The organism is Pantoea sp. B566 (assembly GCF_024793925.1).
Taxonomy (GTDB): Bacteria; Pseudomonadota; Gammaproteobacteria; order Enterobacterales; family Enterobacteriaceae; genus Pantoea; species Pantoea ananatis.
Genome location: NZ_JANUQL010000003.1, coordinates 1,359,286 through 1,372,677, shown reverse-complemented (window position 1 = coordinate 1,372,677; position 13,392 = coordinate 1,359,286). Strand labels below are relative to the sequence as shown.

At 43.4% G+C, this 13,392-nt stretch carries 12 protein-coding genes, 1 tRNA gene and 1 pseudogene; 3 read left to right on the top strand and 11 right to left on the bottom strand.

All coding sequences use genetic code 11. The annotated features are described in order from the left end of the window. Positions 1-5: 5 nt before the first annotated feature. From NYE92_RS07965 to NYE92_RS07955, 3 genes are all read left to right on the top strand, one after another. Positions 6-1,115: an ABC transporter ATP-binding protein gene (locus tag NYE92_RS07965; protein WP_158150816.1), complete on the top strand. Its 1,110-nt coding sequence runs from the start codon at positions 6-8 to the stop codon at positions 1,113-1,115. A 15-nt stretch (positions 1,116-1,130) separates the two neighbouring features. Next, a complete protein-coding gene (locus tag NYE92_RS07960) occupies positions 1,131-1,844 on the top strand; it encodes a glycerophosphodiester phosphodiesterase family protein (RefSeq protein WP_014594217.1) in 714 nt (237 codons plus the stop codon). Positions 1,845-2,625: 781 nt separating this feature from the next. Further along, a complete protein-coding gene (locus NYE92_RS07955; RefSeq protein ID WP_013026586.1) occupies positions 2,626-2,949 on the top strand; it encodes a hypothetical protein in 324 nt (107 codons plus the stop codon). On the opposite strand, the gene NYE92_RS07950 is transcribed toward NYE92_RS07955, so the two are convergent. From NYE92_RS07950 to NYE92_RS07900, 11 genes and pseudogenes are all read right to left on the bottom strand, one after another. Next, positions 2,946-3,764: a DUF4225 domain-containing protein gene (locus NYE92_RS07950; protein WP_013026585.1), complete on the bottom strand. Its 819-nt coding sequence runs from the start codon at positions 3,762-3,764 to the stop codon at positions 2,946-2,948. The genes NYE92_RS07955 and NYE92_RS07950 overlap by 4 nt on opposite strands. A 114-nt stretch (positions 3,765-3,878) precedes the next feature. After that, a protein-coding gene (locus NYE92_RS07945; RefSeq protein ID WP_409035018.1) for an IS3 family transposase occupies positions 3,879-4,990 on the bottom strand; the annotation gives its coding sequence in 2 pieces (ribosomal slippage) (positions 3,879-4,729 and positions 4,729-4,990; 1,113 coding nt in all). A gap of 405 nt (positions 4,991-5,395) precedes the next feature. Continuing rightward, positions 5,396-6,193 carry a malate dehydrogenase gene (locus tag NYE92_RS07940; RefSeq protein WP_210523909.1) on the bottom strand — a complete coding sequence of 266 codons (798 nt, stop codon included), beginning with the start codon at positions 6,191-6,193 and terminating at the stop codon, positions 5,396-5,398. Between the two features lie 156 nt (positions 6,194-6,349). Beyond that, the gene (locus NYE92_RS07935; protein ID WP_238493646.1) at positions 6,350-7,510 is read right to left on the bottom strand and encodes a hypothetical protein; all 1,161 of its coding nucleotides are present in this window, start codon (positions 7,508-7,510) and stop codon (positions 6,350-6,352) included. Between the two features lie 123 nt (positions 7,511-7,633). Further along, positions 7,634-8,827, bottom strand: a complete 1,194-nt coding sequence (locus NYE92_RS07930; RefSeq protein ID WP_210523906.1) for a DUF4236 domain-containing protein — start codon at positions 8,825-8,827, stop codon at positions 7,634-7,636. A 165-nt stretch (positions 8,828-8,992) separates the two neighbouring features. Next, complete coding sequence (locus tag NYE92_RS07925; RefSeq protein WP_058707759.1) at positions 8,993-9,640, bottom strand: EcsC family protein; 648 nt, start codon at positions 9,638-9,640, stop codon at positions 8,993-8,995. A gap of 135 nt (positions 9,641-9,775) precedes the next feature. Then, the gene (locus tag NYE92_RS07920; protein ID WP_259018842.1) at positions 9,776-10,306 is read right to left on the bottom strand and encodes a DUF4755 domain-containing protein; all 531 of its coding nucleotides are present in this window, start codon (positions 10,304-10,306) and stop codon (positions 9,776-9,778) included. After that, positions 10,275-11,395 (bottom strand): IS3 family transposase gene (locus NYE92_RS07915; protein WP_085980269.1). Its coding sequence is split into 2 segments (ribosomal slippage): positions 10,275-11,137 and positions 11,137-11,395, totalling 1,122 coding nucleotides; the frame shifts between segments, so codons are not numbered across the junction. Before NYE92_RS07915 ends, NYE92_RS07920 begins: the two co-directional genes overlap by 32 nt. 71 nt (positions 11,396-11,466) lie before the next feature. Beyond that, a pseudogene (locus NYE92_RS07910) lies at positions 11,467-12,114 on the bottom strand (tyrosine-type recombinase/integrase); the annotation flags it as partial. Between the two features lie 179 nt (positions 12,115-12,293). Then, a tRNA-Arg gene (locus NYE92_RS07905) sits at positions 12,294-12,368 on the bottom strand. 73 nt (positions 12,369-12,441) lie between these two features. Further along, a complete protein-coding gene (locus NYE92_RS07900) occupies positions 12,442-13,374 on the bottom strand; it encodes a formate/nitrite transporter family protein (protein ID WP_259018841.1) in 933 nt (310 codons plus the stop codon). Between the last annotated feature and the right edge of the window lie 18 nt (positions 13,375-13,392).

The following is a 13,392-nucleotide window of genomic DNA, read 5'->3' as shown; positions in this document are numbered from 1 at the left end:
TTGTCATGGCCTCGATCACTCTCAACAATGTCACCAAAAACTGGGGCGAGACCCAGGTCCTGAAACCGATCAATCTTACCATTGAGAACGGCGAATTCGTCGCTATCCTCGGGCCATCTGGATGTGGTAAATCAACGACGCTGTTTCTGCTGGCGGGGCTTTATGCGCCAAGCAGTGGTGAGATCGCGTTTGACGGGCACAATGTCAATCGCATTGATGCCCGCGATCGTAATGTCGGTATCGTCTTCCAGTCTTATGCGCTTTACCCGAATTTGACGGTGCGTGAGAACATCGCGTTTCCGTTGCGCTTTAAGAAATTAGATAGAGATCAAATCGCCAGGCGCGTGGAAGAAGCGGCCAGTCTTGTACAAATCAGCGCACTACTCGATCGACGTCCGTCGCAGCTTTCAGGTGGGCAGCAGCAGCGCGTGGCGCTGGCTCGCGCCCTGGTCAAGGAACCGAATATCCTGTTACTTGACGAACCCCTTTCTAACCTTGATGCAACACTCCGTATCACCATGCGGACAGAGCTTAAGAATCTTCAGAAGCGTCTTGGTTTCACCACCTTGATCGTCACTCATGACCAGATGGAAGCCATCACCATGGCCGATCGGATTATCTGTATGAATCAGGGCGAAATCGTCCAGATCGGTACGCCAGAGGATCTTTACCGACGTCCTGACGATCTCTTTGTGGCAGGATTTATCGGCTCGCCGCCCATGAATCTGGTGAAGGGGCAAGCCCTGGGGCGCTTCCTGCAACTGGGACAAATGTCACTCGAACTGAATCACGGATACGATGGCCCCGTCTGTTTTGGTCTGCGTCCAGAGGATATCAGCCTGGTTGCCCCTGATGATGCGCCGCTATGTGGAGAGGTGATGACCGTTGAGCCGATGGGACGCGAAGTGTTTTACACGATAGACACGCCAGCCGGCAGGCTCCATGCACTGGAATACGGTGAAGCAGTGCGTCATGCGCCCGGTTCCCGAATCGGTATCGCATGCCAATCCGCGCTGACCCTGATTTTTAATTCGTCCGGTAAACGCATCGTCGATCTTCATGCCAACCTCTCCGTATTCTGCCATACCGGCAAACATGTCCATGCTGCCAGCTAACAGGAAATTACCCTAATGACCCGAATCGTCTCACATCGTGGCGCCAACCATTTTGCGCCAGAGAACACCTTCTTTTCCGCAGACCTGGCGCTGGAACAGGGGGCTGATTACATTGAGCTGGATGTGCGAGAAAGTGCCGATGGCGTGCTCTATGTCATCCATGATGAAACGCTGGATCGAACCACTAACGGCACCGGCCCTGTGGGTCATGCCTTATCGCGCGATATCGATGCGCTGGATGCGGGAAGCGGATTCGACGAGCGCTTTAAAGGTGCCATGGTGCCGCGGCTTGATGCTTATCTTGAGCATTTGCGCGGTCGTGCGGGCGTTTATATCGAGCTGAAATACTGCGATCCGGCTAAAGTAGCTGCATTGGTACGGGATCTCGGTATGGTCCGTGACACATTCTTCTTTTCGTTTTCCGAGGAAATGCGCCGCGGTCTTCAGGCCGCCGCGCCGGACTTTCGTAAAATGATCACCCTTGATATCGCGATGTCGCCCTCTCTTGTGAGAACCGTCCATCATGCATCGCTCATTGAGTTGAGCGTAGAACAGATGCGTAATCGAGCCATCCTTGAAGCGAGCCGTCAGGCCGAGCTTGAAATCATGGTTTATTACGGTGGTGACGACATAGCAATTCATCAGGAAATCGCGGCGGCGGGCGTCGATTATATTAACCTTAATCGGCCGGATATTTTTAGTACAATACGTAATCAAACAGCCATGTAATATGATCGAATAGCGCACCTGAAGGTGTTTTTCATTGGGAAGCACCTTTAGAACGTCGAAGCAAAATACTGCTTTGAAATCAAAATAATCTCGATGTTTGAATTGGATGAAGGTAGTGCAAGGTTTTTACAATGAAGAGAATATTTGGATAGTGAATTCTGATTTGATAAAAGTGTATTTCCAAAGGATGTAATTTGTACTCATAAGCGAAAAGGTGTTTAACGTAAATGATTTTTTAAATGGTGCTATATTTTATTATTACATTTAAGTCTTATAGATGCATGCCGAAAAATATTTTCTTTTTTATATGTTAATTTCAAAGTGAAACTCATTAAGGTTGGAAAAGGAAAAGGAAAAGGAAAAGGAAAAGGAAAAGCGAAAATATTCTGACATTCTCTAACTTTAGATATTTTTGAGAAGGTTTTAGCTTGGTGGCTATATTTTAATTGTGTGATGAGTGTCATGGCTTTTTTTTGTTCAGGCAAGGTTTTCATTCTGTCTGAAACGATCTGAAAGTTGCCCTTGATGTGCTGAATTTTTATAAAGCAGCCAGATTATATCTATTTTTTAATTCTCAATCTTTATTAAAAGCAATGGTTTGACGTAAAGAAAAGAGCTTGGAAGTGATATGTTTCTTTAAATGCATTGATATATGATTGCTGTGCTGGATTACTCCTGTAAAAGAATTCGATGATAATTCTCCGTCAACAGAACATGTGGCATCTTAACTTTAAGCTATGATATGATAAATTTAATACTATATCGACTCAGGGCGCACTGAATGAACGATTTTGAGCAAAAACTTCTCGATAACGGTTTTTCTGCCAAGAATATCGGTAAACTCAAAAGCATCATTAACAAAGATGAATCTAAAAAAGACACACTTCAGAGTCTCGTGATTGATCTTAGCAAACGCTTTTGGGGAGGGGTCATTGCTCTGGTTATTTTGGCTCTAATTGGATTGAACGGCATTTTTAATGCAGACTCTTCAAATGCCATCCCATACATCATCGTCCTGACTTTCGCTTTCTTCGTGGTGTATTTCGTCACGCCTCTTAACTTAGCCTGGAAATCATACAAATTTATCAGGAAGAATAAACATTAGTTCTGTGCAGGATTGTTTTTCATTTGGTAAAGGTTCATACCTATTCCAGTTCCCTTGTGTATAGCACCCAAACCTTTGAGAGCGAGTGCTGGTTTACTCAGAAGCTGGACTTTGCGATAGTGATCGGTTGGTAGATATTTGTATAACCTCCATGCTTCAGGTTTTAGGGTAAGCTTGAAAAGGCCATAGTATGATGTTGTCAGGTCCACGACCTGGTAGGTTAACAATCCTAAGCGCTTATCAAAACCGAGAAAATCGGCTGCGTCTTCATATTTATCTCTTACTGGGTTAGATGGGTGAGGCACACCACTTAGCTTACCTATACTCTCAATCCCAGAACCCACACCATTCATCACCAGGGCTGAGCCTGCCACTACTCCGATAACATTGCCTGTTGTTACAGAGCCTACGATTAGACCAACCCCTGCAACAATTTGCATGCCACTCAGCACGACGCCGATACCGTCAATGACATACCCAATGACTTTTTCATGGTCATGGTAAAACTGCACAGAAGACGATACGACAGCTTCTCCTGTTCTGAGCATCCTGTCTTGAATCTTCAAGTTTTGGGTTTCCTGCTTGAGATTTTGGATGCACTCCTGACATTTGTCATCCGAGGTAGCAGTGCGGATGGTTTGAAGCTGCGAGCGGCTAAACTCTCGCACTTCATCCTGAAACTTCAGGCGAACAAGGGCATCCTTGAGATGGAACTGTGAGAGGGATGTTGCCACATTGACTAAGTGGTTGGCCTCCAGGCTTGCCATAGTCAGAAAGTAGCTTGATTGCCTGTTTCTGTCCCAGTAGTTGTCCATAACGATACCTTTGTTTAGCAGGATTTATCGAATATTAAAGTAGCGTGGGTTAAGAAACAAAACAAATACATCCAAAGCAAGGTTTGAAGAAGAGGGGGTGTAAGCACACCCGTTTTAGTTCCACGCACTTTTTGAGGTTTCCGGTTTTTCGGCCATCAGCCGGTACTCCTCCGGCGTCAGGTTATTCAGGGATTCATGAGGCCGCTCGCTGTTGTATTCCATCAGCCAGCGACTTGTGATTTCCCGAGCTTCATTCAGCGTTCTGAACAGGTAAAAATCCAGGATTTCTGTTCGGTACGTCCGGTTAAACCGTTCGATAAAGGCGTTCTGCGTTGGTTTTCCCGGCTTGATAAATTCCAGCATCACTCTATGCTCTTCAGCCCACTGTGCCAGCGTCAGTGAGACCAGTTCTGGTCCGTTGTCCATCCGCAGTTTCAGTGGATAACCCCGGTTTGCCACGATTCTGTCCAGCACCCTGACCACCCGCTGTGCCGGGATATTCAGATCGATTTCTATGGCGAGGGCCTCGCGGTTAAAGTCATCAACCACATTAAAGGTCCGGAAGCGTCTGCCGCAGACCAGCGCATCATGCATAAAATCGATGGACCAGCTCTGGTTAAGCGCTTCCGGCGTAGCCAGTCGCGCCGGGTTACGTGCGGGTAAACGCTGTTTTCCCTTGCGACGAAAATTCAGTTTCAGCAGGCAGTAAATCCGGTGAACGCGTTTATGGTTCCAGGTGTTACCCTGCCTGCGCAGCAGCTGGAACAGCTTTTTGAAGCCGTATCGCGGGTAGCGCTCTGCCAGCTCAGTCAGCACCTGGATCACCGGTTCATCACGCCGGGTATCGGGCTGGTAAAAACAGACCGTCCTGCTCAGCGATAACGTCCTGCAGGCCTGGCGAATGCTCATGGTAAATTGCGCAGTCAGGTAACCGACGAGCTCACGCTTTATCGCTGGTTTTAAAGCTTTTTTTCGATGACTTCTTTAAGTGCCCGGCATTCAAGGCTGAGATCAGCAAACATCTGTTTGAGGCGACGGTTTTCATCCTCCAGGTCTTTCATCTTTTTTATATCAGAGGCTTCCATACCGCCAAACTTCGCTTTCCAGTTGTAATAGCTGGCTTCAGAGATACCGGCTTCACGGCAGACATCCTTAACGGTACGTCCGGCTTCGACGGACTTCAGAACGGCAATGATCTGGTGTTCGGTGCATCGGGCTTTACGCATGGTGATCTCCTCACAGGACATAATCAGTATGTCGGAAGATCTCTAAAAGTGCGTGGAACTAAAACGGGTGTGCTTACACTGACACTTATCATCTGAGGTAGAATTGCGGATTGTCTGGATCTGCAAGCGGGTGAACTCCCTTATTTCATCCTGAAACCTTACACGGACTAGCGCATCCTTGAGATGGAACTGTGAGAGGGATGTGGCAACATTGACTAAGTGATTAGCCTCAAGACTTGCCATACTTAGAAAGTAGTTTGATTGTTTGTTCCTGTCCCAGTAGTTATCCATAACGGCACCTTTCTTTAACAATGATTATCAGATTTTAAAGTAACTTGAGTCGAGCAAGAAAACAAATATCTATCAATACATGAAGCCGGTAATAAATGCCTTGAATTAAGATTATCAAAGTTGGGTGATAATGACTTTTACTTTTCCCTTCGTATCAAGTGACTCAAGATCAGCCACCACTCCTTTTGGATTATTTATCCAGTATTCTGGGTCATATACAAAACAGATTAAAGTCTCACAATCTTGATGCACACTATAGCGAGCTATGTCAACAACAAGTTCCTCACCAATCTTGCTGGCACCTAATGATTTTCTTGTTTTTTTTACCTCAATTACTATTTTTTCATCTTTTAGCAGAAAGTCCTGTCGTGAAGCTGCGCCAGCAAAACTTGGCGTATATTCTTCAGGTCTTATATCATCGAAATGTAACTTCAATAAAGCATGAATTAAATCTTGAACATCATACTCATCTTTTATTTCTAGTGTTTCTCTATTGTTATACCTCTTACTTAGCTGGCGGCAAAAAGCAGGGAATCTATTAAGTAAGTTGATAATTATGTCTAAATTATCCTTCGGAGCGATTGTATTTTTTGTTGAGACTGATTTTGTATACTTCAAGTCCTGCTGAGCAGCATCGAATACAGGTTTTAACTGTTTGCTTAGTATGAGGTAGCTTGTTGAATAGAAACCCTTTTGAGCTTTTTTAAAATCATTGTAATAATCTGAATCCTTTCCAAAACTGTCTTCTAAAAGCTTTTTAGCCTTAGATATCCATGTTGTATATTTTATGTGGTCAACATATTCTTCAGTTGTGTTCATTAATGCATTATATTGTAGATGTTTTGTGGATAAAACATCTGCGAGTTCTTTTTCAAGTAATCCAAAACGTTCTTCTAAATTCTGCTGGATCATTTTTTCACCCCATGCTTTAATAGATTTTAAGTTGTATTTTTATGTGATTTACAATTTATAACAATTATCATACTGCCCAGTATATTTTTAAATAAGTAATATCAGTTGTATATAATTAAATAAATACCAACAGGCAGTAAGTTTTAAATTAAAAAATTATTTATGAGGAGGATTCCATTGCATGATTTCCTTTTTATCGAAAATGAAACACTCTTGTGTTTTCTCTCTAAGTTTTTTTAGATTTTCATCATCTATTTTACTATTAAACATTGAGAATTTACGCGATTCTTTATAGATGTCAATAATGTTTTTTGGACATATCAGGCTTATATCTTTATAAGAAAAAATGGTTACACCAGTTATAGTGAACTTATTTTCAGATTTTAGGCTTTTCTTTTCCCATTCGGGGTAATCAAATATCTCCTCAGTATAAATTTTTCCATTTATAGTATAATTATGCACTCTGAAATCCGTAACACCTGAGAACCTTAGTGAAGCATCAATTATTATCACAGGGATGGATTTGATTATAAAAGATAGCATGATAATAATAACTAAAGAGGATGATATAGCATAGTAAGTCCTTTTAAATACTGAGTTTGTTTTGTTCTTCCTTAAGAATATTTCTGCTGGAATCTGGCTTAAAATTATCACAGGTAATGACATTGATATTATACTTATTAGACTTAAAGGCGCAGACTCGTTATCTATTTGAAGTAATGGATATAATCCTATTAAAAAAATCAATGGCAGAATTGCGATCATACTGATCATAAAAGGAGGTGAAAGATGCAAACTAATTTTTTGAAACGTATTGTTATCGTCGTAATATGGCAAGCTCTTATAACTTCTACCTTCTAATATATAAAAGAATAGAGTATTTAAAACGATTGCAAGTATAAAAGTTAAAACTATTGAAGTTACAGCGATATTGGAAGGTAGCAAATATGATATTACGTCCATAGATATGATTGTAAGTGAAGATGTAACTATGATTGCTTTTATTGAATAACTGGAGCTGTCAGGGGTTTTTTTATCTTTTTGGTTCGATTTGCTTAAAAATAAAACTGAAATTATAGATGGCATAAATAAAGCAAGTGCAAATATTAATAGTGAAAAAAGTAAAAAAAAGGTTATTATGTCAAGTGTTTTTTCTTTTTCAGCCACAGCATTAAATAAATCAAGTCTGCCTAATCTATATAGATAAATCCATAATGTGGAAACACCTAAAAAATAAATGCATCCAGCAACTGATATTATATTGATGAATTTTATTGCTAATGAACTTCTTAAAATCGACATGCCTTTAGTTACCATACAAATTTTCTCACATTAGATTATTGTTGAAGTTGATTTTTAGCTATTCAATTAAAATCTATATCAGTGGTTGTCCTTAGTTTTAATGGGGCTACTTGTTTTTATATTATTTTTTTAATATAATTAATTTTGAGAGTCGGCAAGTGACATCTGATAAATTTTGACTGTTTCTGCAAATACTCTTGCTGAATCTGCATCTGAAACCATATATTCTTCTGTTACACCACTTTGAGACCGGAATGTAATATTTCCATAAATACAAATCGGAATTTGATAATTGTCTTTAAATCTACGATCAGGAGAGCCATTCTTGTTCGTCTTAGCCCAAGTATAGCCAGCTATTTCTGTGTCCTTAGGAACATCTTCTTCCTCATGAAATCCATGAGCCTCACAATTGATGTCTAACTCTCTTATATCTACTAAAGCAAATGCCCCATCTACACGAGGGATCACAGCAACACCAGGATAGAGCAAAATATCGTCACCATTGATATTTTCAAAGCGCATAGCCCTTCCTGCGAACTGAATAAGCTCAGTAGAGCTGTAACCGAAAGTTACGGGATGACGATTTACAGTTCTCGTTGCGAGAGTTCTTTCCGCGAACTGATCAGTAGACTTATCGGCGGTTATATCCCATTTTTTTATACTGGACTTCAAAGCGTCAAATGCACGAACCATTGCTGCATATGCTCGCTGTGAAGCATCACTGTTTTCGAAGTTTATAGAGATTTTGGTGTTTTCTTCCCACAACTTTAAACGAGATATTTCGGCCTGCGTTTGAGGTAACTTCATCTCAAGTTCAGCAATGCTTTTCTTATAAAACCATCGGAAAAAACTTGATTTCCGACGTGTTAATTCTTTTTTTTGCATTGATTCTTCTGCAAGAGCTTCTTTCAAATCAGACTTTACTTCCTCTCTTTGCTCTCGTGCTTTAGCAATTAAATCTCTCAAAGGTAAAAGTGAGGTACTTGTTAAAACTTCAACTGATGCACTTGATATCTCATTCATACCGCATTGAGGCATATATATTTTTGCATTGGAAGGAATGTTGTCATCAAATGATTGCGGTATATTGAATAAATGCTTTTGGGATGCAATATCTGGCTCTTCAATGATTGAAGGTTTGGTTTCATAGGGTATAGTCGATGTAGAATATGATAAACCCGAACCAGGCAACCCAAATGTTGCTTTTACCCCTCTTTGTCCGAAATTAACCGTTGCTCCAGGCACTCCTATACTTGCGCTAATACCACTTTTGGAAATGTTAAGACGGACTCCAGGAAAGAGGGTAAATGTTTTTCTGAAGCGGAGAGACATAAGTAATTCCTTGAGATAGTGAGTTAAGGAGTGATAATTGCTAACCCCTTAACTCATTAATATTTTAGTGCCAAGTTTGAAAATATATTAAAATCGCTCGCAAAATTCTATATTTAATGCTAAAAACTTTTCAGTATTAGTTTCTTTTAATAAGAATTCTTATTATCAATTCGACTGTAATGCGCTATTTTCAATGAAAGTTTTACGAGCAACATTTCCAACGATATTGGTTGAAACACCATCGAAAGTGCCCCCTATGATCCCGCCTACAATAGGTATCATCTTGCCTAAATTTATAGCTCCTTTTTCACCAAACTTCGTCAGCAGTCTAAAACCGACCTGCTTATTGATGGCAAAAATGGTTTCTTTTGAAATACTTTTGATCAACTGAGTGGACATTTTGGAACCGATGATGATGCCCGTGCTTTTGAGTATATCTTTTGCGGCATTACCTGCAAGGCAGCTATAGACAATGGTTTTTACGCGATCATCTTTTACATCATATCCGCCCATTAGAGCGATAGCCGTGATCATGCGGATTTGAACGTAAATGACTGTAGCTATGCTTGCGGGGATTGCTACAGGGAGGGTGATGATTCCCCCAAGGCCGGAGACAAATCCTGTTGTGGCTGATTTAGTATTTTGCCACCGAATGAGGGAGTTTACTTTTTCAACTAAAGTGTCATCACCTTTTAGATAGCTTTCCGCCATTTCATAGGCCGAGTCTGTTCCTGGTATGCTTCCATCCAGAGCCTTATCGTAGGCCCAGTTCAGAGCCTGCATGATTTTACCTTCGTTTAACGCTTCAGCCATTCTAAGTCCCTATTGAAATTTTGTGAAAACATAGAACTTATCGGATTGGTTAAGTTTATCTTTACAGTTAAGAGTTAAAAAAAAACCAATCAGATGATTGGTTTTTTAAGTTTATGATAAATAACACTTTAAATTTTATCTGTTAATTAAGTTGTCAAAAATATGCATCCAGCTCTTAAGCTGCAGTTCCGTATCCCGGATGCCTTCTTGCGAGTTGAAGTCACCCTTTTGGGGAAAGAACATTACTCTCCATTCTGGATACTGAACATCGTCCACTGCGATGTAAAAGCCCGATTCTCTGAAATCATGAGTGCGGTCGAGTTCTTTGTTGATACCAGCCCGTTCTCTCGTAGTAGACAAATTGTATCGCCACTCTTTGATTGCTGAGAACGGATAGGTCTTTTGTTTGTTCTCTTCCTTGAGATGGATAAGTCCTCTTTGCTGGTCGAGCTTCATAAAAGTTGAACCGAATTCATGACTCCACATCCCGTCTTGCTCGCCAAAATGGTCTCTGGTGCTGGCATTCCACTTCTTAATGCGAAATTTTTTGTAGGCAAACATCAAGAGCATGATGCTTGCGAAAATCCATACGATAGCGAGCTGGTGACCTGCTCCCCGTTGATTAATACAACCTTCAGTTAGTAATGTCGGTGGGTTTTTCTTCATGTTTCCCGTTTCGCCAGCCTGCTGCAAATTCAGATGGCGTCTGATAATTCAGCGATGAATGAGGTCTGGACTCGTTATAGTCCTGCCGCCAGTCATTAATGATTTTCCGGGCATGAAGAACATCGCTGAACCAGTGCTCATTCAGGCATTCATCCCGAAAGCGACCGTTAAAACTCTCAATAAATCCGTTTTGAGTTGGCTTGCCTGGCTGGATTAAGCGCAGCTCAACACTATGTTCAAAGGCCCATTGATCCAGCGCGCGGCAGGTAAATTCCGGACCATGATCGGTTCTTATTGTCGCAGGATATCCACGAAACAGCGCAATGCTGTCCAGAATCCGCGTGACCTGAACACCTGAAATCCCGAAAGCGGCTGTGATCGTCAGACACTCTTTCGTGAAATCATCCACACAGGTCAGGCACTTAATCCGGCGGCCGCTGGCAAGTGCATCCATGACAAAATCCATTGACCATGTCATGTTCGGCGCATCCGGGCGGAGAAGCGGAAGCCGTTCAGTCGCCAGACCCTTACGGCGGCACCTGCGTTTTACACACAGACCGTTAAGGTGATAGATGCGGTAAACCCGCTTATGGTTGACGTGAAGGCCCTCCCGGCGCAATAACTGCCAGATCCGCCGGTAACCAAATCGCCGGCGTTCAAGTGCCAGCTCTGTGATCCGTAGAGACAGTTGCGCGTCAGCAGCAGGACGCTGGGCCGAATAACGGCAGGTTGAAAGTGACAGACCAGCCAGACTGCAGGCACGGCGTTGCGACAGACCCATTGCCTCACACATGACCTCCACGGCTTCCCGCTTCTGGTCTGTCGTCAGTACTTTCGCCCCAGAGCCACCTGAAGTGCCTCCTTATCCAGCATGGCTTCGGCAAGGAGCTTCTTGAGGCGGGCGTTCTCCTCTTCAAGCGACTTGAGCCGCTTCACTTCGGGAACTTCCATGCCGCCGAACTTCTTGCGCCAGGAGTAAAAGGTGGCATCTGAAATGGCATGCTTGCGACAGAGTTCCCGGGCCGAAACCCCGTCTTCTGCCTCGCGGAGAATACTGATGATCTGTTCGTCGGAAAATCGCTTCTTCATGGGGATGTCCTCATGTGGCTTATGAAGACATTACTAACATCACGGTGTATTAATCAACGGGGAGCAGGTCACAGTCTATTCATCAGTTCTGGCAAACGCTCCAAAGAAAGGGCAGGGCGATGAACACTTTTAGTGGAAACAACAGCACCAGCGAGGTCATTTGCAGGATTCTGTTCAATCAACGCATTGTGAACGGCATACCTCATTACCGCCGTAATGCGCTGTTGTAAGCGGGAAGCCAGTTCATTGTGTCCTGAAGCTTCTGCTTTTTTCAAAGGAACCAATAAATCACGAGTTTTTAGCTCGCTGATATTACGTTTGCCGATGACAGGGAAAACATGGGAAACAAGGCTGTTCAAAACAGTTGTTCTATGACTGTCTGACCAGGTTCTGTTACTGGTATGCCATTGTCGTGCAACTTGCTCAAATGTTAGCAAGCCTTTGCTCTCAATCTTTTGCGCTTTTCGCTTCTCACTTGGGTCTACATGGTTTGCGACAAGCTGACGAGCTTCGTCTCTTCGTCGTCTGGCTTCAGACAATGAAACCTCAGGATATACACCCAGTGCGAGAATTTTCTGTTTGCCAGCGAAGCGATACTGGAAACGCCAGTATTTGGAACCACTTGTGGTGATCAAAAGATGCATACCATTACCGTCTGTCAATTTGACAGGTTTATCAGAAGGCTCTGTATTTCTTACTGTTAACTCAGTTAGCGCCATACTAAAAACCCTCTTCTGATGGTATCTGCATTATCGAACTTAAAATACCAACATATGTACCAACAAAACAGAGTGGATTTTGAAATATGACGGTGTACGTTAACGGGCTATAAAAGGAAGGTAAGTGTTTGAAGTTGAAGAGTTGACTAGACTTTAAAATACTTAGATGGGCTAACATATGGTGTCCCCTGCAGGAATCGAACCTGCAACTAGCCCTTAGGAGGGGCTCGTTATATCCATTTAACTAAGGAGACGCCAGCGCAGTATACCGCAGTTAGGCGGCAGGATTCACTACACCGCCGCGCGTTTGCTCATTCTGTCAGCAATTTAGCGTTCTTCTTGTTGCTGCTGACGTTTTTTCTCCGCTTTACGTCGTTCCGCTTTCGCCTTTGCCTGGGCAACTTCGCCCATATCATTGCGAATCTGCGCATGGCTGATCAGGGCGAAAATCAGCGTACCGCCCGTCAGATTGCCCAACAGCGTCGGGATAGCAAAGGGCCAGAGAAACTCGGTCCAGGGAATGCTGCCGTTGAATACCAGGTAAAGCACTTCGACGGAACCCACCACGATATGCGCCAGATCGCCCAGCGCGACCAGCCAGGTCATCATCACAATGACAAACAGCTTGGCGGCACCGGCATAGGGGAACATGCAGACCATGGTGGCAATGATCCAACCTAAAATCACCGCATTCGCAAACATCTCGCCCGGCGTATGTTCCATTACCTTCATGCTGATGTCGGTAAAGGCCTGGCGGGTGGCTTCATCAAAAATCGGCATTTCAGTAAACGCCAGAGCTGCGAACGCTGTCCCGATAAGATTACCCAGCAGCACAATGCCCCACAGGCGAAGCAATAAGCCAAGATTGCTCACAGTAGGTTTGTGCATAAAGGGCAGGACGGCGGTCACGGTGTTTTCAGTGAAAAGTTGCTGCCGTGCCATAATCACAATCACAAAGCCAAAGGTGTAGCCAAGATTTTCCAGTAAAAACGCGCCGGGCACGCCATCCAGATGCACCTGAAAAATGCCCTTAGCCATCAGCGAGGCGCCCATCGACAGCCCGGCAGCAATAGCTGACCACAGCAGCGCCATACCGTCACGTTCCAGCTCTTTTTCCCCGTCCTGACGAATCTCCTCATGGATAGCGGCGGCGCGAGAGGGCAGGGCGTCTTCATCCACTTCAATATCCTCTTTGCCCTGTTCTTTCTCTTCGCTGTCTACGCCGTTAGGTCCCTGACTGGTGCTTGATGAAGGCTTCATGTTTTCTCCTGGTAACAG

Excerpts from the sequence above, each read along its gene's own strand:
- NYE92_RS07965 (WP_158150816.1), top strand. The coding sequence starts at position 6 with ATGGCCTCGATCACTCTCAACAATGTCACCAAAAACTGGGGCGAGACC.
- NYE92_RS07960 (WP_014594217.1), top strand. The coding sequence starts at position 1,131 with ATGACCCGAATCGTCTCACATCGTGGCGCCAACCATTTTGCGCCAGAG.
- NYE92_RS07955 (WP_013026586.1), top strand. The coding sequence starts at position 2,626 with ATGAACGATTTTGAGCAAAAACTTCTCGATAACGGTTTTTCTGCCAAG.
- NYE92_RS07950 (WP_013026585.1), bottom strand. The coding sequence starts at position 3,764 with ATGGACAACTACTGGGACAGAAACAGGCAATCAAGCTACTTTCTGACT.
- NYE92_RS07940 (WP_210523909.1), bottom strand. The coding sequence starts at position 6,193 with ATGATCCAGCAGAATTTAGAAGAACGTTTTGGATTACTTGAAAAAGAA.
- NYE92_RS07935 (WP_238493646.1), bottom strand. The coding sequence starts at position 7,510 with ATGGTAACTAAAGGCATGTCGATTTTAAGAAGTTCATTAGCAATAAAA.
- NYE92_RS07930 (WP_210523906.1), bottom strand. The coding sequence starts at position 8,827 with ATGTCTCTCCGCTTCAGAAAAACATTTACCCTCTTTCCTGGAGTCCGT.
- NYE92_RS07925 (WP_058707759.1), bottom strand. The coding sequence starts at position 9,640 with ATGGCTGAAGCGTTAAACGAAGGTAAAATCATGCAGGCTCTGAACTGG.
- NYE92_RS07920 (WP_259018842.1), bottom strand. The coding sequence starts at position 10,306 with ATGAAGAAAAACCCACCGACATTACTAACTGAAGGTTGTATTAATCAA.
- NYE92_RS07900 (WP_259018841.1), bottom strand. The coding sequence starts at position 13,374 with ATGAAGCCTTCATCAAGCACCAGTCAGGGACCTAACGGCGTAGACAGC.